General features: G+C 37.1%; 21 protein-coding genes. 10 read left to right on the forward strand and 11 right to left on the reverse strand.

Annotation, left to right across the window (positions count from 1 at the left end; genetic code table 11):
• Genes xdh through EDC37_RS06830 form a run of 3 tightly spaced genes read left to right on the forward strand, consistent with a single transcriptional unit; the run spans position 1 to position 4,180 of the window.
• Positions 1 to 2,559, forward strand: coding sequence for a selenium-dependent xanthine dehydrogenase (xdh, locus tag EDC37_RS06820; RefSeq protein WP_231040074.1), 2,559 nt, complete (start codon positions 1 to 3; stop codon positions 2,557 to 2,559).
• Positions 2,560 to 2,567: 8 nt separating this feature from the next.
• Positions 2,568 to 3,173 (forward strand): nucleotidyltransferase family protein, encoded by a 606-nt coding sequence (locus tag EDC37_RS06825; protein ID WP_132549412.1) that lies wholly within the window; start codon positions 2,568 to 2,570, stop codon positions 3,171 to 3,173.
• Positions 3,174 to 3,184: 11 nt separating this feature from the next.
• Positions 3,185 to 4,180, forward strand: coding sequence for an XdhC family protein (locus EDC37_RS06830; protein WP_132549415.1), 996 nt, complete (start codon positions 3,185 to 3,187; stop codon positions 4,178 to 4,180).
• An 81-nt stretch (positions 4,181 to 4,261) separates the two neighbouring features.
• Here EDC37_RS06830 and EDC37_RS06835 read toward each other — a convergent pair whose 3' ends face one another.
• The 3 genes from EDC37_RS06835 to moaC all read right to left on the reverse strand — a co-directional run bounded on the left by EDC37_RS06835 (position 4,262) and on the right by moaC (position 5,743).
• Entirely contained in the window at positions 4,262 to 4,750 is a 489-nt protein-coding gene (locus tag EDC37_RS06835; protein ID WP_132549418.1) for a MogA/MoaB family molybdenum cofactor biosynthesis protein, read from the reverse strand.
• A 68-nt stretch (positions 4,751 to 4,818) separates the two neighbouring features.
• A complete protein-coding gene (locus tag EDC37_RS06840) occupies positions 4,819 to 5,259 on the reverse strand; it encodes an MOSC domain-containing protein (protein ID WP_132549421.1) in 441 nt (146 codons plus the stop codon).
• A gap of 1 nt (position 5,260) precedes the next feature.
• Positions 5,261 to 5,743 carry a cyclic pyranopterin monophosphate synthase MoaC gene (gene moaC, locus EDC37_RS06845; RefSeq protein ID WP_132549424.1) on the reverse strand — a complete coding sequence of 161 codons (483 nt, stop codon included), beginning with the start codon at positions 5,741 to 5,743 and terminating at the stop codon, positions 5,261 to 5,263.
• A 293-nt stretch (positions 5,744 to 6,036) separates the two neighbouring features.
• Here moaC and EDC37_RS06850 point away from each other — a divergent pair, with 293 nt between their 5' ends.
• Both EDC37_RS06850 and EDC37_RS06855 read left to right on the forward strand, forming a co-directional pair.
• Positions 6,037 to 6,249 carry a cold-shock protein gene (locus EDC37_RS06850; protein WP_132549427.1) on the forward strand — a complete coding sequence of 71 codons (213 nt, stop codon included), beginning with the start codon at positions 6,037 to 6,039 and terminating at the stop codon, positions 6,247 to 6,249.
• A gap of 421 nt (positions 6,250 to 6,670) precedes the next feature.
• Positions 6,671 to 7,549 carry a DMT family transporter gene (locus EDC37_RS06855; protein ID WP_132549430.1) on the forward strand — a complete coding sequence of 293 codons (879 nt, stop codon included), beginning with the start codon at positions 6,671 to 6,673 and terminating at the stop codon, positions 7,547 to 7,549.
• A gap of 142 nt (positions 7,550 to 7,691) precedes the next feature.
• Here the strand turns inward: EDC37_RS06855 and EDC37_RS06860 are convergent, their stop codons facing one another.
• A complete protein-coding gene (locus EDC37_RS06860) occupies positions 7,692 to 8,309 on the reverse strand; it encodes a hypothetical protein (RefSeq protein ID WP_132549433.1) in 618 nt (205 codons plus the stop codon).
• A gap of 303 nt (positions 8,310 to 8,612) precedes the next feature.
• Between EDC37_RS06860 and EDC37_RS06865 the strand changes: the two genes are divergently transcribed.
• The 3 genes from EDC37_RS06865 (at position 8,613) to EDC37_RS06875 (ending at position 12,150) form a co-directional block, all read left to right on the forward strand.
• Positions 8,613 to 9,059 (forward strand): DUF3290 domain-containing protein, encoded by a 447-nt coding sequence (locus tag EDC37_RS06865; protein WP_132549436.1) that lies wholly within the window; start codon positions 8,613 to 8,615, stop codon positions 9,057 to 9,059.
• A gap of 105 nt (positions 9,060 to 9,164) precedes the next feature.
• Entirely contained in the window at positions 9,165 to 9,791 is a 627-nt protein-coding gene (locus tag EDC37_RS06870; RefSeq protein ID WP_132549439.1) for a DUF421 domain-containing protein, read from the forward strand.
• Positions 9,792 to 9,957: 166 nt separating this feature from the next.
• A complete protein-coding gene (locus EDC37_RS06875; RefSeq protein WP_132549442.1) occupies positions 9,958 to 12,150 on the forward strand; it encodes a putative bifunctional diguanylate cyclase/phosphodiesterase in 2,193 nt (730 codons plus the stop codon).
• An 18-nt stretch (positions 12,151 to 12,168) separates the two neighbouring features.
• Here the strand turns inward: EDC37_RS06875 and EDC37_RS06880 are convergent, their stop codons facing one another.
• A complete protein-coding gene (locus tag EDC37_RS06880) occupies positions 12,169 to 12,495 on the reverse strand; it encodes a YnfA family protein (protein WP_132549445.1) in 327 nt (108 codons plus the stop codon).
• Between the two features lie 269 nt (positions 12,496 to 12,764).
• Between EDC37_RS06880 and EDC37_RS06885 the strand changes: the two genes are divergently transcribed.
• Complete coding sequence (locus EDC37_RS06885; protein ID WP_132549448.1) at positions 12,765 to 13,742, forward strand: AEC family transporter; 978 nt, start codon at positions 12,765 to 12,767, stop codon at positions 13,740 to 13,742.
• Between the two features lie 57 nt (positions 13,743 to 13,799).
• Here the strand turns inward: EDC37_RS06885 and EDC37_RS06890 are convergent, their stop codons facing one another.
• Positions 13,800 to 14,213: a hypothetical protein gene (locus EDC37_RS06890; protein WP_132549451.1), complete on the reverse strand. Its 414-nt coding sequence runs from the start codon at positions 14,211 to 14,213 to the stop codon at positions 13,800 to 13,802.
• A 173-nt stretch (positions 14,214 to 14,386) separates the two neighbouring features.
• Between EDC37_RS06890 and EDC37_RS06895 the strand changes: the two genes are divergently transcribed.
• Positions 14,387 to 14,581 carry a hypothetical protein gene (locus EDC37_RS06895; protein WP_132549454.1) on the forward strand — a complete coding sequence of 65 codons (195 nt, stop codon included), beginning with the start codon at positions 14,387 to 14,389 and terminating at the stop codon, positions 14,579 to 14,581.
• 152 nt (positions 14,582 to 14,733) lie between these two features.
• Here the strand turns inward: EDC37_RS06895 and EDC37_RS06900 are convergent, their stop codons facing one another.
• The 5 genes from EDC37_RS06900 to EDC37_RS06920 all read right to left on the reverse strand — a co-directional run bounded on the left by EDC37_RS06900 (position 14,734) and on the right by EDC37_RS06920 (position 20,457).
• Positions 14,734 to 16,431 carry a sulfate adenylyltransferase subunit 1 gene (locus EDC37_RS06900; protein WP_132549457.1) on the reverse strand — a complete coding sequence of 566 codons (1,698 nt, stop codon included), beginning with the start codon at positions 16,429 to 16,431 and terminating at the stop codon, positions 14,734 to 14,736.
• Entirely contained in the window at positions 16,431 to 17,324 is an 894-nt protein-coding gene (gene cysD / locus EDC37_RS06905) for a sulfate adenylyltransferase subunit CysD (RefSeq protein WP_196589886.1), read from the reverse strand. Before cysD ends, EDC37_RS06900 begins: the two co-directional genes overlap by 1 nt.
• A gap of 70 nt (positions 17,325 to 17,394) precedes the next feature.
• Positions 17,395 to 17,709, reverse strand: a complete 315-nt coding sequence (locus tag EDC37_RS06910; protein WP_132549460.1) for a 4Fe-4S dicluster domain-containing protein — start codon at positions 17,707 to 17,709, stop codon at positions 17,395 to 17,397.
• Complete coding sequence (locus tag EDC37_RS06915) at positions 17,690 to 19,384, reverse strand: adenylyl-sulfate reductase subunit alpha (protein WP_132549463.1); 1,695 nt, start codon at positions 19,382 to 19,384, stop codon at positions 17,690 to 17,692. The genes EDC37_RS06910 and EDC37_RS06915 overlap by 20 nt, the downstream gene beginning before the upstream one ends.
• A gap of 11 nt (positions 19,385 to 19,395) precedes the next feature.
• Positions 19,396 to 20,457, reverse strand: coding sequence for a sulfate/molybdate ABC transporter ATP-binding protein (locus EDC37_RS06920; protein ID WP_132549466.1), 1,062 nt, complete (start codon positions 20,455 to 20,457; stop codon positions 19,396 to 19,398).
• Position 20,458 lies beyond the last annotated feature (1 nt).

Genomic DNA, 20,458 nt, shown 5'->3' on the forward strand with positions numbered 1-20,458 from the left:
ATGATGTTTTCTCTAAGGGTTAATGGAAATAATGAAACATGTAAATACGATAAAAAGCTTATAGATTTTTTGCGCGATGATCTGCATATAACTTCTGTAAAAAATGGTTGTGGGTCAGGTATATGCGGAACATGTACTGTTTTAGTAAATGGTAAAAAAATAAAATCATGTGTTTTAAAGCTTTCGCAGTTGAAAGATGCGGATATAGTGACTGTTGAGGGATTAACACAGCGTGAGAAAGAGATATATGCTTACTCTTTTGCGCAATGTGGTGCAGTGCAGTGTGGTTTCTGCATTCCCGGAATGGTCATATCGGCAAAAAGCTTACTTGATAAAAATTTAACGCCTACGGTGACAGAAATTAAAAAGGCGATTAACGGTAATTTATGTAGGTGTACCGGTTACATAAAAATTGAAAAGGCAATAATGCTGGCTGCTGAATTTTTTCGCGAAAAAAAACAATTGCCGGCACCGCAAAAAGAAGCTTTTCTTAATACCAACTTTCAGCGGGTGGATGCGTATCAAAAAGTGCTGGGTGAAGGAAAATTTACCGATGATGTAGTTTTACCGGGAATGATTTATGCAAAGGCACTGCGTTCTGCATATCCGCGCGCAAGAGTTAATAAAATAGATATATCAAAAGCACTCAGGCATAAAAAATGTGTAAGGATACTTACGGCGACGGATGTTCCCAACAATAAAATTGGTCATATCGTGCAGGACTGGGATGTCATGATACCAGAAGGCGGGATTACGAGATATGTCGGTGATGCACTGGCTTTGGTCGCTGCTGAATCGAAGGAGGCATTGGATGAAATAATCGACTTGATAGATGTTGATTATACTGTACTGAAACCGGTAACATCAGCGCAGGATGCCTTAAAAGCGGATGCCCCGCTTATTCATTCAACAGGCAACGTAATGAGCAGGGAACATTTGAAGCGTGGTGATGTCAGTAAAGCACTGCGAGAATCAAAATATGTAATAACCAAAAAGTACCATACACCGTTTAATGACCATGCTTTCATGGAACCAGAGTGTGCCATTGCCATGCCGGAAGGTGATGACGGCCTTTTGCTTTATACGGGTGGGCAGTCAGTATATGATGAACAGCGGGAAATATCAAACATGCTTCGCATATCGCCTGAAAAAGTACATTGCCACTCTATGCTGGTAGGGGGAGGCTTTGGCGGTAAAGAAGATATGAGCGTCCAGCATCATGCCGCATTGATGGCATGGTATACAAAAAGACCGGTAAAAATAAAATTTTCCAGACAGGAAAGTTTGGATTATCATACAAAACGTCATGCCATGGACATGGAGTTTACATTGGCTTGTGATGAAAATGGGATATTTACGGCCATGCGGGCTTCTATCATAGCAGACACAGGCGCATATGCTTCACTGGGTGGACCAGTTTTGCAAAGAGCTTGTACACATGCCGGCGGGCCGTATAATTATCAAAATCTCGATGTATTGGGCATGTCAGTGTATACCAATAATGTAGTGGCTGGTGCTTACCGTGGCTTTGGTGTTACGCAAAGCTGTTTTGCCATTGAAAATAACATAAATCTTTTGGCTGAAAAAGTTGGACTGTCAGCATGGGAGATACGTTGGCGCAATGCCATAAAACCAGGGCAAATTCTTCCAAACGGGCAGATTGCTGATGAAAATTGCGCTATGCGTGAATGCCTTGAAGCTGTTCGGAAAATATATGAAGATAATCCCTATGCAGGTATTGCCTGCGCTTTTAAAAACAGCGGCACAGGTGTCGGCCTTAAAGATATTGGCAGATGTATTTTATCTGTTGAAAAAGGTGTCGTGCATATACGCACTTCAGCAGCTTGTATGGGACAGGGAATCGCCACCATGTGCGTACAAATGGTATACCAAACAACGGGAATTGACCCGTCACTTTTATTGCACGAAGACCCGGATACAGTAAGAACACCAAATTCGGGAACAAGTACGGCTTCCAGACAGACTGTAGTTACCGGCGAAGCTGTGCGCAGGGCGGCAGAAAAGTTAAAGATTGCACTTACAGATAAGACACTGGCTGATTTGGAAGGAAAAGAATTTTATGGTGAATTTTCGGCAAAGACAGATCCTATGGGTTCTACAAAACCTTTTCCGGTCAGCCATATAAGTTATAGCTATGCAGCACAAGTAGTAGTACTCGATGCTGCTGGTAAACTGCAACAAGTTGAGGCCGCTTACGATGTAGGGACACCAGTAAATGTTCCTTCCGTTGAAGGACAGATTGAAGGCGGTATAGTCATGGGACTAGGATTTGCCCTGACTGAAGATTTTATAGTAGAAGATGGGTATCCGAAAATGAATATGGCTTCTCTTAATTTAATGCGGGCAACGGCTGTACCACCGATAGATGTGAAGTTAGTCCAGGCTAAGGGTAAAAAATCACCTTATGCGTATGGTGCCAAAGGTGTAGGTGAACTTTGCCTGATACCAACTTCGCCGGCTTGTTCACATGCCTATTATCGGTTGGATAAAAAATTTAGGACAGCGCTTCCCTTGCGGCAGACATATTATAAGAAATAGGTGGAAAAATGATAGGTGCAGTGATTGCAGCGGCCGGTTTATCAAGCCGTATGGGAGATTTTAAACCACTGCTTCCATACAGAGGAAAAACAATTCTGGCAGCAACTGTGGAAAAATTGCAGGCTGTTGGTGTAGCCGAAATAGTTGTCGTAGTAGGATATCGCCATCATGAAATAGAAAAATATTTTGCAGAAAATACAGCTTTGCATTTCGTATATAATCCATATTACAGGGAAAAAGACATGCTTTATTCGCTGCAATGTGGCATAAAAAAATTAGGAAAAGCAGATGCAGCCTTTGTCATGCCGGCAGATATGCCGGCTATTTCATTACGGACTTTTTCCCTGTTAATTGATGCTTGGCAGTTTAAAAAAGGGAAAGTTATTATCCCTGTCCAAAACGGGCGTTGGAAACATCCTCCCTTAATAGGCAAAAAATATTTTTCTGATATTGTATCCTTTACGGGAGAAAATGGTATGCGTGGTATTTTACAAGGCCTGGCAAAAAAAGCGTTTTTGGTGGAAACAGTGGATGATGGCTTGAATATTGATGTCGATACACCTGAAGAATATAAAAATTTGTTGGCTAAAGAAACATCTTTAAAAAATGGATAGCGGAGATTTTTATGAAAGAAATTTATAAAAAAATTTTAGATTTATATAAACAGAAAAAAACTTTTTATATAGTGACAGCACTTACACCTAAAATAGATGAGAAATTTTTGGCGGAATATGCGGATGTAAAAAAAATGGGCGTTGATCCCGATCGGGAAAAACTGCCCAAAGTAATTGTTAAGGACGAAAAAAAATATTTTATAGAAAGTATAAATAACACACCAACAGTGGTTATTGCGGGCGGAGGCCATGTAGCTTTAGCTATTGCAAAACTGGCAAAGTTTCTTGAATTTGATGTAGTAGTAATAGATGATAGGGCTGAATTTGTGACACAGGAACGGTTCCCTTATGCGCAAAGATATGCAGAAGATGTTGAAACTGCATTGCAGCGTGACTTTGGTGCCGACGCTTATTATGTAATAGTGACAAGAGGCCATAAAGACGATTTTCGCGCCTTGAATGCTGTCTTAGCTAAAAAATATTATCGCTATGTAGGGATGATAGGCAGTAAGCAAAAAGTGGGAATTACAATGAAGAAATTAGAGGCAAAAGGTTATCCGCAACAGACATTAGAGCAAATACATGCACCGATAGGACTGTCAATAGGAGCGATCACACCAGAGGAGATAGCAGTGAGCATTCTGGCAGAAATTATTGAAGTGAAGAGTGCTTTTGTTGGTGATAGGTCGCAGCATAATGTATTTACGGCATTAGAAAAAATAAGTACCAGCCAGTTAAAACAAAATGCAGCTATCGCAACTATAATAGAAAAACATGGCTCATCACCACGTGGCGTCGGCAGTAAAATGCTGGTTACCGAAAAGGGGGAAGTGTTTGGTTCAATAGGTGGTGGTGCTGTTGAATATGCAGCCCAGAAAAAATGCGCGGAAATATCATCTACGAAAACAGCAACGCTCATTGAATATGATTTGGGATTGCAAAACACTAGTAAACTTGGAATGATATGTGGTGGCCGGATAAAAGTTTTGATTGAACCGATTAATTGAAACCTAATACAAATATAGTAGAAAAAAGTCTGTAGTAATGAGTTTCATCATCACTACAGACTTTTTTTATCAGTGCATCGTTCATTTGTGGGCACATTCGCCGTCTAATCCGGTCATTATTTTTAAACCATGTTCTAATGAGGGAAGAATATAGCTGAGACATTCCTTTACAGCCTTAGGACTGCCAGGAAGATTAATTATGAGCGTCTGTTTCCGTATTCCTGCTACAGCTCTGCTCAACATACCGGCTGGGGTTATTTTTAGACTGTAAGCACGCATCGCCTCCGGTATACCGGGCACTTCTTTTTCAATAACTGCCCGTGTAGCCTCAGGCATATTGTCCCGTGGCGAGAATCCGGTTCCACCAGTAGTTAAAATAAGGGTAATATCACTGTCGCATAATTCTTTTAATCGCTTTATCAAGGGTAATTTGTCATCAGATAAGATTTCATAACTGACCACATCATAAATAGTATTTTTAAGTAATTGATTTATTGTAGGCCCGCTTAGATCTTTGCGGATTCCCTTATAGCCTTTATCACTGGCGGTTATTATAGCTGTTTTGAACATATAAATCGGCTCCTTCATAGGATCTGCTTGCCATCGCTATACAAGATAGTAAAAGCTGCTGTAAAATATCAGGCGGGGAGTACGGTGATTATATCACCAGGCTGCACTGTGCCGCCGTTTAGCACTCTGGCAAATATACCTTCATGTGGCATTATACATTTTCCGGTACGTTTTTGGATATCACAACCCAAATGACAGGTCTTGCCAATCTGGGTTACTTCGAGTAAGATGTCAGCGGAGCATTTTAATTTTGTACCGATCGGAAGATGTTTCAAGTCTATTCCTTCAACGAGTAGATTTTCACCAAATGCACCGGCAGCAAGGTTTAGTTTGTATTCATTGGAAAATGCTCTGACAGCTTCATTGGCAAGAAGGCTTATCTGGCGATGCCATGTGCCCGCATGGGCATCGTTTTCCAAACCGAAATTAGGTATTATCTTAGCTTGGGCAACAGCATTTTTTACAGTGCCGCGATGCGGACTTATGCATACAGCTATTATTTTTCCCATATTATTTTTCTCCTGTAGTATAAATGCCGGTTTTGCCGCCATCTTTATAAGTAAGATGAATATCAGAAATTGTCATACCATGGTCTAGTGCCTTGCACATGTCATAGATGGTCAGTAAAGAGACAGAAACAGCGTGGAGCACTTCCATTTCAATACCTGTCTGGCCTGTTGTTTTTGCTTCAGCTTTGGCATATACGGACAAGGTATCTGCTTCTAAAGTAAAATCAATGGCTATTTTACTTATTGGAATAGGGTGGCACAGCGGGATAATATCACTGGTCTTTTTGGCGGCCATTATACCGGCTAGACGGGCTGTTCCCAAGACGTCACCTTTTTTGGCTGTTCCATTTTTTATGGCATTAAAAATCTCTTGGTTTACACAGATTCGTCCGGTCGCAATTGCTGTACGCTTAGTAAGGGGTTTATCACTTACATCAACCATGGTTGCTTGGCCATTTTTATCGAAATGAGAAAGTTTATTCATTAAATTCACCACTTGTTTTGATAAGATTATCTATTTGAGACAGAAACAACTAAATAATAACATTTTTGGTGATTGTTGTAAATTTAGAAAAGCATGGTGATCTGATAGTATAAAAAAAGTAAAGCAGAGAGATTATTAATTGACAATCTTAAAAACATGTGTTATACTGCAAAAGTATTAAACATGTGCTAATTGAACTCACATATTTTTGTAAGTTATTGTTTGTACAATGATTTACAAAAATGTGTGAGATTTTTTTATGCAAGTATATATTATAATAGGAGGTACTTTATATGAATAAAGGTACAGTAAAATGGTTTAACGCTGATAAGGGTTTTGGATTTATTACAAGAGAAGATGGCGAAGGTGATGTATTCGTACATTTTTCAGCTATACAGTCAGACGGTTTCAAATCTCTTGATGAAAATCAAAACGTAACCTTTGATATCGAAAAGGATAATAGAGATCCGAAAAAACTGAGAGCAATTAATGTTCAGGTGATCTGATATAAATCAGATAGGAGACCAGTTATTAATTTAAATGGTTAACCTTTTGCCACCATACATACCGTTTTGGTATACGGCGGTCTGATACTTAGCAGAAGGAAGAACCAGTTATGCGTGTTTAACGTGTAGCTGGTTCTTTTTAGTTTGCTTAAGTTGTTGTTTTATATTACAAGGCTTGATATAATTAACATATTTCAATTATACTCTAAAGATTCCTTTAGAAAATTTTGTTATATATGCTAGAAAAAATTAAAGCCAAGTTTCTTTAAAGCAAAATTTTTTATTGTGGTTAAATTTTGTGATTGAAGGTGAAGTTATGATTTATTTCCCATTAAATGAATGTGATGTTCCGGAAATCCGTTAAACAGCGGATAATTTCCGCTGATAGTTTCAAAATTGAATTTTTAAGGCGGAGGAATAAATGAATTCAAAAAAATTTTTAGGGGCCGTTTTTCTTAGCACATCTGCCAGTATTTGGGGTGGAATGTTTGTTGTCGTCAAAATTGTTGTTGAGTATATACCACCTATTGAGTTAGTTTGGTTGCGATATTTAATTGCATTATTTTTTTTGACTTGTTTTGGATTGGCAAGAAAAATAAAGTGGCGTATTGCACGTAAGGATCTATTTTTAGTTTTTTTAGTTGGATTAATCGGCAACACGATTTCTATAGTTACACAGGAAACTGGAACATGGCTGTCTTCAGCGCAACTAGGTGCAGTTATTACATCAGCAACGCCCACGTTTATGATCATTTTTGCATGGTTGTTATTAAAAGAACGAATTACTCTAATAAAAGTAGTTTCAATTATTATGGCTACAGCAGGTGTTGTCATGATTGTCGGGATTCACGTAACAGGTGCTCAAAGTGTATTGGGAGTTTTGTCATTGGTTGTTGCCGCATTAACTTGGGCGATAATGTCGGTACTCATAAAAAAGATACCAAGAAAGTATGATCCACTTCAAATTACAATTTATACTACTTTGGTTGCGATTCTTTGCCTAACACCATTTGTACTGAGAAATTTTTCTGTATTTCATAATATTTGTTTTACTGATTTTAGGATAGCGTTTAGTTTGCTTTATTTAGGTCTTATTTCTACCGCGTTTGCTTTTGTAATGTGGAATAAAGGTCTTCAATTAATGAATGCGAGCAGTTCAGGGTTATTTTTTCTTTTGCAGCCGATTGTAGGAACATTGTTGAGCTGGCTGGTTCTCAATGAAGGTGTTTCATGGGGATTTTTTGGAGGAACAGCATTAATACTTAGTAGTGTTTGGCTTGCAATACGATTTGCTGATTGAGGATAGACAATTAATAGCGGGTAGAACGATTTTTTATGGATTTAGTTTTGTTTTATAATTGAATATTATTAAAAATACCGTAATAACATATAATTTATTATTACGGTATTTTTATGAGCAAATTTTTTGCATAACTGGTGAGTTAGTTTTCTGATGGGTTTTTATAGAAGTAAGGTTTTGCTTCTGAGGCTATCTCTTTCATGTCTTTTTTGAAGGCACTACGTTTTGCCCGCAGGTCGCTGGTGGCGGAGTTATCTTCTTTTGATACGTCTACTGTTTTTATAATAGAGTTTTCATCCGCTAGATATGCCTTTACTTCAATAGCAGCGCGGCTTACTGTTTCTTCTCCCCATAAGAGGCCTAATCCCCGTTCTGCTTTATCGACAACTGGGTCCTTGATGAGAATAAATAAAACTTTGTCATAGTCACTATATTTCACAAAGTCTAGCGCTGCATCTTTGGTCAATGGTTGTTCATCAAGGAAACTTTTATCAGCCCAGTATTTTTGGTATTTACCCTGCACCTCTGTACCAGAAATGAGTACATATTTTTTTTCTTCTGCCTTACTGGGAGATAACGTGTCTGTGATAGCATCAAGAAAATCAGGCGTTTTCACATCAGCACTGCCGATTATTACCACACCAATTTTTTGTACCGGTTTATGTAATAAACTAGGTAAAGTTGAGTTATCAGCAGCAAAAGCTACCTGCGATAATAACAATACGCACAATAGTGAAGTTAATAATAGAACCTTTTTCAAAATAATCATTCCTTTCTTTTGTATAATAGTAGGTATAAATATATCATGTTCTATCAATTAATGCTATAGTAATATTTTAAAAAATATTTTCTTACAATTTCTGTGTTTATTATAAATTTAATTTATGTAAAATTTATTTTTGGTGAAAATTTGATACATATAGTAAAAATATCTGTAACCTACAAAAAGTTACGGCTTTTTTATTTTACTGTAAATTATGTTATACTAACTTGTATTTAAAAAATATTCTAAAGCAGTACAGATGGATATAAATGGATAATGTGTATGGAGGAAAGACAATAATTGGAATTCTATACTTATAAATTTATTGAAAATCAAGCACAGATAAATCACGTTTTTGAGTATGTAATATCATTTTTTGTTTTAAGTGGATTTTTTTTTGCAGGCGTTAAATATATGCGTGATCGCTTAAAAACGAAAAATAGGGATTTATTTATCATATTTGTATTACTAATTATTTTGGTAATTGGTTTTCGTTTTACTGATTATAAGCAGAGCCAGACAGATGCTGAACAAACATCTCAGATGATAGCATTCCTTAAAAGTGTGGCGGAAGAAAACCATGTTTCTAAAGATATAATAAGTGCTGATTCACCACGAATAAAAAATGAAATGATTATTTGTATAGGAGATTCTTTTTATCAAGTAAATTTTTTCTCAAATTATAGTGCATATGAATTGAAAAGTATTTCTATAATAAATTCTAATATACGGTTTATTGATAAATAGATATATGGAATAATTAATGTAGTTGTGTTGGGGAAAAGAATTATCTGCCAAATAAAATTTAAAGAAGGGATTATGGTATTTTTAGTATAAATACCATTCAAAAATATGCTTATATATTATCCTATAATTATGAAGCTGACATTAGGTTTGTTATGCTTAATATTGCAAATTAATATACTGGGAAAGGGAAATCTTGCGCCAACCTCAGCATTGGATCAAGTCCAAAATTATGTTTTAGGTGGTATTATTGGTGGCGTTATTTATAATGATGATATAAGTGTAGTACAGTTTATTTTGATTTTATTGATATGGACATTGTTAGTGTTAATATTAAAATATATAAAATCTAATAACCATTTAACAAAAGTATTGATTGATGGGCGTCCGGTATTATTAATTCTAAATGGTAAAATTCTTGTAAAACAATGTATGCTATATGGCGTTTCTGCTTATGACCTTATTTTAAAACTTAGAAGCTCTGGTGTATATCATATAAAGAATGTTAAAAGAGCTGTCATGGAGCAAAATGGGCAACTGACGATAATACAGTACGGAGAAAAAGATGTCCACTACCCAGTTATTCTTGATGGGCAAATTGATGAAACTATTTTAGAGTTAATCAATCATGATAAACTTTGGCTCTTAATTGAGGTACAAAAAGCAGGCTATAATATTGATGAAATTTATCTTGCGGAATATATTGCTGGTGAGTTGTACATATATTCATATTGATGCATAGATGGATATTAAATTTTGGTACTCAATTAAATTGCATATGAATAAAATAATTTGTCTGTATATTCTACATAATGTAGAGGTTTTTTCTTATCAATCACGAAGTATAAAAATTAAATGAGGATAATTTAAAATATTTCTTTTATTTAACGAGGTGAAAATATTGTTTGCTGACAAGGCTAAAGACGCATTTATGGAAGAAATTATAATGAACTTAAAAAAATGTCTAAACACAGAAGATGTTTTTTTATTTCTAAGCGATCTGCATGAAGGAATCGGCAGTGGATGTTTTGTCAATTTTCAAGCTGATGAATTTGCCTTGAGCAGATTTATCATGAAAGATTTTAGTAAAGATAAAATACAGGCATTAAATGATGCTATTAGGACAAAATTTTTGAATAATAGTGCAGATAAATCTAAGCAGTTCATAGTTAGGCCGTTAAAATACAAAGATGAACTGACAGGTATTATAATATCTTGTTACACTATAAAGGATAAGAATTTAAAAAGACAATTAGAGAATTTATGGAGGATTCATTCTCCTTTTCTGGCGATACTTATTGATCAGTACAAAAAATACATATTCGCGCAAGAGAAAATAGCCAAACAAAAATTATTATTAGCTATCAATGAGCACAAACTTATGACTACTGCCCGATTAGCCAATCTCGGTCTCTGGGAGTATGATGTAAAGACTGAAACTTTTGAGTTTAATGAGAACTTTTACTATATATACGGGACAAGCGTAGCTAGGGAAGGACGTTTCATGTCATTTGATAAATATGTCAATGAATTTGTCTATCCAGAGGATGCATGGATACTGGACGGGGAAAAAAGTTATTTGTCATTGAAAAGGAATAAAGGCTATTGTGATGCTCAACACCGTATTATTCGTAGAGACGGTAAAATTAGGACCATATTGGTTCGCAGGATATTCTGGGAGGGCGAAAATGACGGTAGTATTAAAATATATGGAACCAACCAGGACATATCTGAACGTATCGCAATGGAAAAAGATAAACGAAGACAGGCCGCAACAATACAAAATTTGGCATACATAGATTCGTTGACGGGATTAGCAAATAGGCATAGCTTGGGTAAATATTTAGCCGAAGATTTAAAAAAAGTTTATATAAAAGAAGTTTATAATAAAGCATATAAAGGCGTGCTTTTTTTCATGGACTTGGATGATCTTAAAATGATTAATAACACTTACGGACATTCCTATGGAGATGAAATTATCCGTGCTGTGGCAAAAAAGATATCCCAAATTTCTGGCAAAGACGCTTTTGTGTCCAGGGTTAGTGGTGATGAATTTGCTGTAATCCTAAAAGATGTAGATGATATAAAAACGATAAAGTTGTTTGCACGCAAACTGCTCAGTAAAATAAGTGAGAAACAGACTATTTTAAGAGTGGATTTTCACATAACTGCCAGTATGGGAATCGTTATGTATCCTAAAGATGGGGATACTGTGGACGAATTGTTAAAAAATGCTGATAATGCAATGTATGCCGCAAAAACAAGTGGTAAAAACAAATGGCAGTTCTATACAGTAAAGATGCAGCAGGATGCTTATAAAAAAATACGTTTGACCAATAGCTTACGCTATGCTTTGGACAATAAAGAGCTTTATTTGGTATATCAGCCGCAAATCTCTACACAGCAGAGAAAATTGATCGGGTTTGAAGCACTTTTACGCTGGAACAGCAGTGAATATGGTACTGTGTCCCCTGCGCATTTTATTCCGCTGGCGGAACAATCCGATCTTATCCAAGAAATTGGTAATTGGGTGCTATATAAAACTTGTTTTTTCATCAAAGATTTACTTAATGAAGGTTGGCACGGCATACATATCGCGGTTAATATATCTTCAAGACAGATTGCTGATGAAAATTTTGTCGCAATGATCGGTGATGCGATAGAAAGTACAGGCATACGTCCTGAAAACCTTGAAATAGAAGTTACGGAAAGTTTATGCATGGCGTCGCTAGATGATGCCCAAAAGAAATTAAGTGCGTTACGGCAAATGGGCGTTCACTTATCTATGGATGACTTTGGTACTGGTTTTTCTTCTTTGACTTATTTAAGAAAATTACCGTTTAAATCTCTTAAAATAGACAAATCCTTTATTGATATAATTGAAACAGACGTAAATGGGGCGAAAATTATAGATTCAATAATTAAAATGGCACATACGATGGATATGAATGTCGTTGCTGAAGGGGTAGAAACACAAGGTCAGTTAGAATATCTTACAGCTAATAAATGTGATTTTATTCAAGGCTATATTTTCAGTAAACCGCTGTCAGAATACAATGCAAGGGAAATGTTAAACACTCGTATATACGGGTGAAAAGGGTAAATACTAATGTCACCGTGGCCAATACATTATTATAAGAACACCTACCAAGGCTATGACGGCCCCTATAAGATCAAAGCGATCGGGAGCCGTATTATCTATGAACCAGCCCCATAATATGGATAAAATGATGAATATACCACCATAAGCTGCATATACTCTGCCAAAATTAGCAGTTTGCAATGTAGGAATAATCCCATAGATGATGAGAGCTAGAGCACCTAATAACATATAGATAATTCCCTTATCGTTTTTAAAATACTGCCAAACGAGATAGCCTCCGCCTATTTCAAAAATACCAGCAATCACGAAATATATAATTGATTTTAAAATTTCCATGGTATCCTCTTCCTAAATAAATTTATTGATGTTATTATTATATTATTTAATGTATCATTTTGTTTTTAGGTCGTAGATTAATACCAAAAAGAAAAAGACCTTACACCAAGAAGGTGTAAGGCTGAGTAAGATATTAATTAGTTCGTGATTATTATAATGCGGTTATGTATAATTTGCAATAGATATTACAAATATATTTTTGTATATTGCAGCATCCGATTGAATCATATATTAATCTGCGTTCAATATTCAATTAAGGGATGATAAAAATGATTTTTGTTTATTTGCTGGAACATACGATGCTGCCTATTTTTAGTTTAATATTAATCGGTTTTTTACTTGATAGGAAATTTAAAATAGATATAAATACCTTGGCAAAGTTGATGTTTTATTTAATCGTGCCAAGTTTTATTTTTGAAAATATCTACGAAACAGAATTTCCGGCGGCAAGTTATAATATTCTTATTTCTGCTTTTGCACTTATGCTTCTTATGTTTATGATTGCGACTATTGTTAGTAAAATTAAAAACTATGATGGCTGTATGCTCGAATCATTGCGTAATGCTACCATGTTTAATAATTCGGGGAACCTTGGCGTTGCACTTGTGGCGCTGGTTTTTTCGCATCCTCCCTTTTTAGTGGATGGTGAAACACCATATTTGGGGGAAGCCATGGTAGTGCAAATCTTATTGCTAATTGTACAAAATGTGACATTGAACACCATTGGTTTGTATCAGGCAGGCCGAGGAAAAATGTCAGCTCAGGCGGCCATCAGCGTCATTATGCATATGCCTATTGTCTATGTATTTCCTCTTGTGATCCTTGTAAAATATTTTAACTTGGATGCTACTCAATTCTTTTTATGGCCCGTGATACAACATTCAAGCGAAATGTTGCTGCCTGTTGCCATGGTCAGTATGGGTGTCCAACTTTCACGCACCAAGATTCAATGGCTTAATGCGGATGTATGGTTGGCATCCTTTTTGAAACTTGTTGTTGCGCCTATCCTCGGTTTAGGAATCATCCTTCTGAGTGATCATCTGACTAGTGGTGGTTTTTCAGCTGTTGCTGCTTTGGTTTTTCTAATTTATTGTGCTGTTCCCTCTCCAGTAAATTCAGCAATATTTGCAATAGAATTCAATAATTGTCCAGAATACGCAACGCAGGTTGTTATGAATACTACAGTCCTAAGCGGGATAACAATACCTTTATTCATATTTTTAGGGCATATTTTATTTTCTATATGATTTATTGAGAATAGCATAAAGCTAATGAATTTGATGTGCGATTTACAATTAAGTTTATTAAGGCTTTTTATGGGGGTAAAGGATACTGTCTTTAAATATTCCATCACCCCAAATTTCACTTTCCGATAAGGTGGTTTCTATTAATTCGATCAATTGATTATTAATTAGTACCATCGCACAATAATAGCCTGCAAATGGTTTATAAAGCGGCATAATTATTTCTTTATTTTGTAAGGCGGTTTTAATATCGCTCACCTTAAAGGCAATGTGTGTTTCCTGCTGAATCCTGCTGTCCAAAGGGCAATTCTTACCAAAGGCATGTAGTTCAATGGGAATAGATAGGTCATTTTTCATATCTAAGGAATACATATCAAATAAGCTGCTGTATTTTGTGTTCTTGTTATTTTTTATACTTCTTAGTGGAACAGGTTTTCCGATGTGATGGAATGTCATTTGAAAATTGGTTGCCATATTAACAGCTCCTTTTTTCTAATTATATATTAGGTGGAGGGCAAATAACAGAGTATGGTTTATATATCTTCTTTAGTGCTATACTGCAAATAATCATCAAAGTTATTTCGCTATATCTTTTTCATTTGATTTGTGTTATAATAAAGAAACTAATAAAGAAGGGAGTTATGCCTATGCATCAAAGATACCAAAAAGAAACTGGAGAAATGTTGACAGCATTATACCAAACAGGCTTTAATAAACAGAATTGTCCTGTTTGTGATTGCGATTATATATTAGCTACTAAGATTGGCAGTGATCTGAAGCTCACATGTAAAAAATGTGGCGATGTGCGATTGTTTAATACGTATATGATGTCCAGCAAATAAGAGTTTATGAAAGCAACACCCCCTAAAGGGTGCTTTTTTTATGCTTATTTTTAATAATATATTATGTAAAATACCCCTGTATTATAGTGGTGATGCGCATTGAAAGCATCACAGCCATATAATACAGGGGTATTTAAGAAAAATTTATATTTTTATATCATCCAGAAATTATCATTGAACAAGATATGGCGCCACTTGGTGCAGTCAAGCCATTTGTTCCAGAAGGAAGCATGGTTTTTCCCTTCAGTATATTCTGCCCGGAATTTATCCAATTCAGTTTGGTCATGGATATTGATAAAGAAGCCACGCGTATCAGCCAATGGTGCATTATACTGCGTATCAAAGCTATACTGTGACAATGGCAGGATTTCAGCTATTTTTCCATGCCGTACACGGATAGCCGCATTTTCTGCAAAGGCAATGATGTCTATTTCTTGTGGATAATTATAAGTGTCACCTTTTAGCGGTAATGTATCACCTACAGTAAAAGCCTTATAATTTCCCTGCGCCGTGTCTATTTTCATATCACTCATATTATAATAGTATTCATCAAAAAGAGTTGCGGAAATTTTGATGTTATCACTGACAAAACTATAATCATCATCAGTAAGCTGCTGGACATTTCTTATAACACCACATGCAGATGTCATGTTACTCAACCTGTCTATTAATATAAAGCTTCCCAAAACAGGATATGCTGTAAATTCAGCAGCCGTTATTTTATCAGCTAATGAGATGGTACAGTTGGCAATTTCATTTTTCCGTAAAACAGAAGCAGGTAGTTTATCTCCGCTATTGACATCAGTTTTGTAATTTATTTGCTTAACAACAGCTACCGTACTGCTTGAACCAAGCTGTAGGATATATTCATGTTGGAGCAGTAATGGATTGTCATCCATCCAAAGAATATCGGAAGTTATTGATTTAGTTATATTTGCCTTTATATCTTTGGTAATTACACAACCGCGTGATACGTCGATTTCCTTGGATAATTCAATTGTTAGTGCCTGGCCGGCAAAAGCGGTATCTGTTTTTGCACCAGCATTATAAATGCTTTTGACATCAGCTGTTTCTCCACTGGGAAGGACTGTTACTGTATCACCAACATGCAGCTGTCCGCTCTCACATTGTCCCTGAAAGCCGCGGAAAGTTCTATCTGGACGGCATACACGCTGTACTGGTAAATAAAAACCGTCCCCGGCAGCAGTATTTTCCACATTTATATTTTCTAGCACAGAAAGAAGGGTATCACCTTTATACCATGGCATATTTGCTGATTTCTTAGTGACGTTGTCACCTTCAGTTGCTGACAATGGTATAATTGTGACATTTTCCAATCCAATTTGCTTGACTAATACGTCGATCTGTTTTGTAATTTCTTGGAAACGCTTTTCGTCATAATCGATGATATCCATTTTATTAACAGCGAAAATAAAATATTTTATTCCCATTAAATGGCAAATGCGTGCATGACGGCGTGTTTGCACAAGAACACCTTTAGATGCATCCGTTAAAATGACAGCAAGGTCAGCAAAAGATGCGCCGACTGCCATATTACGGGTGTATTCTTCATGTCCCGGAGTATCTGCGACGATAAAGCTTCTTTTTTCAGTAGTAAAATATCTGTAGGCAACGTCGATAGTTATTCCCTGTTCGTGTTCGGCCATAAGGCCATCTAATAGTAAAGAGTAATCTAATTTACCACCACGGCTGCCCGCCTTGCTTTCAAGTTCCAGTGCCTTTTCCTGGTCCGCATATAAGAGTTTTGAATCATATAGTATATGACCAATAAGTGTTGACTTTCCGTCATCAACACTGCCGCAGGTTATAAATTTTAATAGTCCGCTCATCAAAAATACCCCTCTCTTTTACGCCGTTCCATACTGCCAATAGAATCTTTATCTATAGCTCGGCTGGCTCTTTCCGAGGTGACTGCCTGCAAAGTTTCTTCGATTATTTTATCAAGTGTATCTGCTTCAGAGACAAAACCACCGGTCAATGGATAGCAGCCAAGTGTGCGGAAACGGACTTTTTCGTTAGTGATTTTTTCACCTGGACGAAGTTTTAAGCGATCATCATCAACCATAATAATCATTCCGTCACGTCTTATGATAGGGCGTACTTTGGCAAAATAAAGTGGTACTATTTCTATATTTTCCCGTTTGATATATTGCCATATATCTTTTTCTGTCCAGTTGGAGATAGGGAAAACACGCATGCTTTCTCCTTTTTTAATACGGGGATTGTATAGTTTCCACATTTCTGGGCGTTGGTTCTTCGGGTCCCATACCTGTGCTTCATTTCGGAAAGAAAATATTCTTTCTTTCGCACGTGATTTTTCTTCATCACGTCTGCCGCCACCAAATGCTGCGGTAAAACCATATTTTTTTAGTGCCTGTTTCAAGGCCTGCGTCTTCATAATGTCAGTATAAGCTGCTCCGTGGTCAAAAGGATTTATGCCTCTAGCAACACCATCTTGGTTGGTATATTTAAGCATCGTAATACCATGTTCTTTAGCAATTCTATCACGGAAAGCAATCATGTCGTGAAATTTCCATGTCGTATCTATATGTAAAAATGGAAACGGTGGTTTTTCCGGGTAAAATGCCTTTAAAGCAAGATGCAGCATTACTGAGCTGTCCTTACCTATTGAATAAAGCATTACCGGTTTTTCACAGACCGCAGCTACTTCACGTATGATATATATTGCTTCCGCTTCAAGTTTATCTAAATGTGAAAGCATAAAAATCCTCCTTATAATAATTAAAGTTGTCTTCAATTAGCAATATTTCCTGAAATGCAGTTAAACTGCATCAGTATTTATTCGCAGCCCGGCTGTCTGTTTCTAAAACTGTCTGCGTACCATCTGGTTTTGTAATAATCCATTGGGTTATGCTGCCATTCCTTTTCGTGTACATTACTGCGCCGCGCCCACCTATATCAGGCCCAAGGAAAAAGCGGACAGCACCTACCGGACATTCCTTCAGGCATGAAGCACACCCCCAACAATCGCGCGGATAAAGAATAGCGGCCTTATGTTGTGCAGTCATCTCTATAAGTGTACCAGGGCACACTTCACTGCAGCGTCCACAGCCAATGCATTGTTCTTCATTGATAGTTATGCTCATAATGGCTCCCTCTTTTGATGATTGGTCGACAAATAATTTTTATTTGCCCGTTTTGTAGGCGGGAATTGATATATTCTTCAAAGGCGTTGTCCTTGTCAGGATAATCAGCATTCTCTGCAAAACTGTGCCAGCGTGTTTCTTTGCGGGCTTTTAAATGTTCTATAAGAAAAAGGCAGATTAATAGCCTATCCTTAAGCTCATGTATGAAAGTCAGCTCATGCATATCATGCGCTGTAAGTTCATCGCTCAGGATAGATAATTTTTCGATCTCTCTTTTTGCTATGCTAAGACCGGCTTCGTTATATTTATAACCTGTTTTTATGCCGCCGGCATATTCGTCCATTATTTTCTGCATGGCTTCTTCAAGATCTTGTACCAGAAATTGTTTAAGGGATGTATGGAAAAAATGTTCTTCCTGTTCCTTATATAATTCGGCAATTCCCTGGTAGTCGATTCCCTTTTTAGCAGGTGATAATGCGTCAAGATATTTTATTATTGCTTCTGCAGCAATGTCTGCTTCTGCTATAGCCCCTGTTACATATTTTTGGGGACAACCGCCAGCTGTATCTCCTGCGGCGAAGAGTCCCTTTATGGTGGTCTGCCGCTCGGTGGATATCCAAAAGCCGGCAGCAGCGTGTCCACCGACAAGATAAGGCTCTGTGCCTTCTATTTCAACATTTTGTTCCCGTGGAGACCCTTGTTCAATCCACTTTAAAGTCTGCGACGGAGCCATGTTCAAATATGCCTTTTTTAAATCTATTTCCTGCTCAGCACTGATGCCAGCAGTTCTTAAAAAACATGGACCATTGCCTGCTGCATTTTCCATCACTGTACCATAAAGGCGGTTTGGTGTCGATAAACCATATTTTGTTTCATATATTTCGTTACGGGAGTTTATCTGTTTTGCACCAACACCTTGTGCAATGGTACCTGTGGGGGCTATTGTATCCTTGCAGCGCAGCGCAATAAAACGCATTTCCAATGTTGTCATTTCGGCACCACTGCGCATGCCGGCAGCCATACCAGCACCGGTGTTAAAAGGAGGATACCACATTTTATGACGTGAAAATCCGGGGTTATTAGGCCTATATAATCCTGCTGTACCGCCTGTAGCACAGAGCACAGCAGACGCTTTGATTATGTAAAGAACAGGCTTCTGGACGTCAATGGCTGCGGCACCATAAATTTTGTTGTCCTTTACTATGAAATCGATGATATTCATATGGTTGTGAACCTTCACAGAAGGCAGCTTATATACAGCGGCTGCCAGGATAGGTTTTATATTTTCACCGTTGATTTTTATGTTGCGTGTGCCACGTTCGGCATAACTGCCATCACTGTTTTTTAAAATTACTAAACCCAATTTTTCCAATTCCGCAGTACATTTATTAAGCCTTTCAGACATGGTTAAAAGAAGGTCTCCTCTAGCAATTCCTTCAGCATCGTGCTCAGCATAATCCACATAAAAATCAGGCGTACGCCCTTTTGTTATATAAGCATTGAGGGCATTGACACCGGCAGCCAGACATCCGCTGCGCTTAATATTTGCTTTTTCGGCAATCATGATATGTTGCCTTGTTTTCCCAGCAAGTTTTAAGGCTGCATAACAACCGGCTGTACCACCTCCGGCGATAAGAATGTCAGTATCAATGTATTCAATTTTTAGTTTTTCCATTCTATACCTCTTTAGATTATTACCGAATTATCTGCAATAAGTGCTTCGTTTTCAACTTCTCTTATATTTGCACTATCAACCAGGTACATTTTTTTAATAAGCACTCCCACCTTTTCATTAGGATGCAAAATTTCTCGGTCTGTAGGCCATACAGTTTTTAATTCCGTATCATGTAAATCGACAATTACTTCAAGATAAGAGCCGCGGAAGGTGACGGTTTTGACAATACCAGGTTCGGTAGTGTATGCGTTTTTATATTCCTCATTTTCCTTGAATATAGAAATAAATTCAGGACGAATTACAGCTGTAGAAAAGCCTTCCTGCCTGTAAAAGCCCTTAAATATATCGTAATTGTTAATCAGTGAGTTTTCGCCGATGAACTGGGCAACGAAGGGGGTAGTTGGTTTTTTATAAACTGCTAAAGGAGAACCGCTTTGTTCTACACGGCCTTTATTGATTATGAGAATTTCATCAGCAACTTCACTGGCCTCGTCTTGATCATGTGTGACAAAGATACTTGTTATATTTAATTTTTTTATTGTCGTTTTAAGCCATTGCCGCAATTCTTTCCGTATTTTAGCATCGATTGCAGCGAACGGCTCATCAAGCAGCAAAACTTTAGGTTCCGGTGCGATGGCACGAGCAAAAGCGACACGCTGTTTTTGTCCACCGGAAAGCTGTACGGGATATCTGTTTTCCAAGCCCTTTAGACCAATAAGTTCTGTCAGTTCCTCTACCCGTTTTTTAATTTTGTTTGCGGGTACTTTTTTTATTTTCATACCAAAAGCAATGTTTTCAAAAACATTCATATATCTAAAAAGGGCATAATTTTGGAAGACAAAACCAATTCCCCGTTTGGCTGGGGCAATATCATTGACGCGCTGTCCGTCAATAAAGATGTCGCCGCTGTCAGGTGTTTCTAGTCCAGCAATAATGCGTAAAATTGTTGTTTTGCCGCTGCCGGATGGACCTAAAAAAGCAGAAAGGGAACCAGCCGGCAAAGCAAAACTGACATTATTTGAGGCTTTATAGGCACCAAAGTTTTTATTGATATTTTTTAACTCTATATACATT

Origin of the sequence: Pectinatus cerevisiiphilus, assembly GCF_004341685.1 — a bacterium.
Lineage (GTDB): Bacteria > Bacillota > Negativicutes > Selenomonadales > Selenomonadaceae > Pectinatus > Pectinatus cerevisiiphilus.

Bases quoted from the DNA above. Each gene is read 5' to 3' on its own strand.
- xdh (WP_231040074.1), top strand. From the start codon at position 1: ATGATGTTTTCTCTAAGGGTTAATGGAAATAATGAAACATGTAAATAC.
- EDC37_RS06825 (WP_132549412.1), top strand. From the start codon at position 2,568: ATGATAGGTGCAGTGATTGCAGCGGCCGGTTTATCAAGCCGTATGGGA.
- EDC37_RS06830 (WP_132549415.1), top strand. From the start codon at position 3,185: ATGAAAGAAATTTATAAAAAAATTTTAGATTTATATAAACAGAAAAAA.
- EDC37_RS06835 (WP_132549418.1), bottom strand. From the start codon at position 4,750: ATGTTCAAAACAGCTATAATAACCGCCAGTGATAAAGGCTATAAGGGA.
- EDC37_RS06840 (WP_132549421.1), bottom strand. From the start codon at position 5,259: ATGGGAAAAATAATAGCTGTATGCATAAGTCCGCATCGCGGCACTGTA.
- moaC (WP_132549424.1), bottom strand. From the start codon at position 5,743: ATGAATAAACTTTCTCATTTCGATAAAAATGGCCAAGCAACCATGGTT.
- EDC37_RS06850 (WP_132549427.1), top strand. From the start codon at position 6,037: ATGAATAAAGGTACAGTAAAATGGTTTAACGCTGATAAGGGTTTTGGA.
- EDC37_RS06855 (WP_132549430.1), top strand. From the start codon at position 6,671: ATGAATTCAAAAAAATTTTTAGGGGCCGTTTTTCTTAGCACATCTGCC.
- EDC37_RS06870 (WP_132549439.1), top strand. From the start codon at position 9,165: ATGCTTATATATTATCCTATAATTATGAAGCTGACATTAGGTTTGTTA.
- EDC37_RS06880 (WP_132549445.1), bottom strand. From the start codon at position 12,495: ATGGAAATTTTAAAATCAATTATATATTTCGTGATTGCTGGTATTTTT.
- EDC37_RS06885 (WP_132549448.1), top strand. From the start codon at position 12,765: ATGATTTTTGTTTATTTGCTGGAACATACGATGCTGCCTATTTTTAGT.
- EDC37_RS06890 (WP_132549451.1), bottom strand. From the start codon at position 14,213: ATGGCAACCAATTTTCAAATGACATTCCATCACATCGGAAAACCTGTT.
- EDC37_RS06895 (WP_132549454.1), top strand. From the start codon at position 14,387: ATGCATCAAAGATACCAAAAAGAAACTGGAGAAATGTTGACAGCATTA.
- EDC37_RS06900 (WP_132549457.1), bottom strand. From the start codon at position 16,431: ATGAGCGGACTATTAAAATTTATAACCTGCGGCAGTGTTGATGACGGA.
- cysD (WP_196589886.1), bottom strand. From the start codon at position 17,324: ATGCTTTCACATTTAGATAAACTTGAAGCGGAAGCAATATATATCATA.
- EDC37_RS06910 (WP_132549460.1), bottom strand. From the start codon at position 17,709: ATGAGCATAACTATCAATGAAGAACAATGCATTGGCTGTGGACGCTGC.
- EDC37_RS06915 (WP_132549463.1), bottom strand. From the start codon at position 19,384: ATGGAAAAACTAAAAATTGAATACATTGATACTGACATTCTTATCGCC.
- EDC37_RS06920 (WP_132549466.1), bottom strand. From the start codon at position 20,457: ATGTATATAGAGTTAAAAAATATCAATAAAAACTTTGGTGCCTATAAA.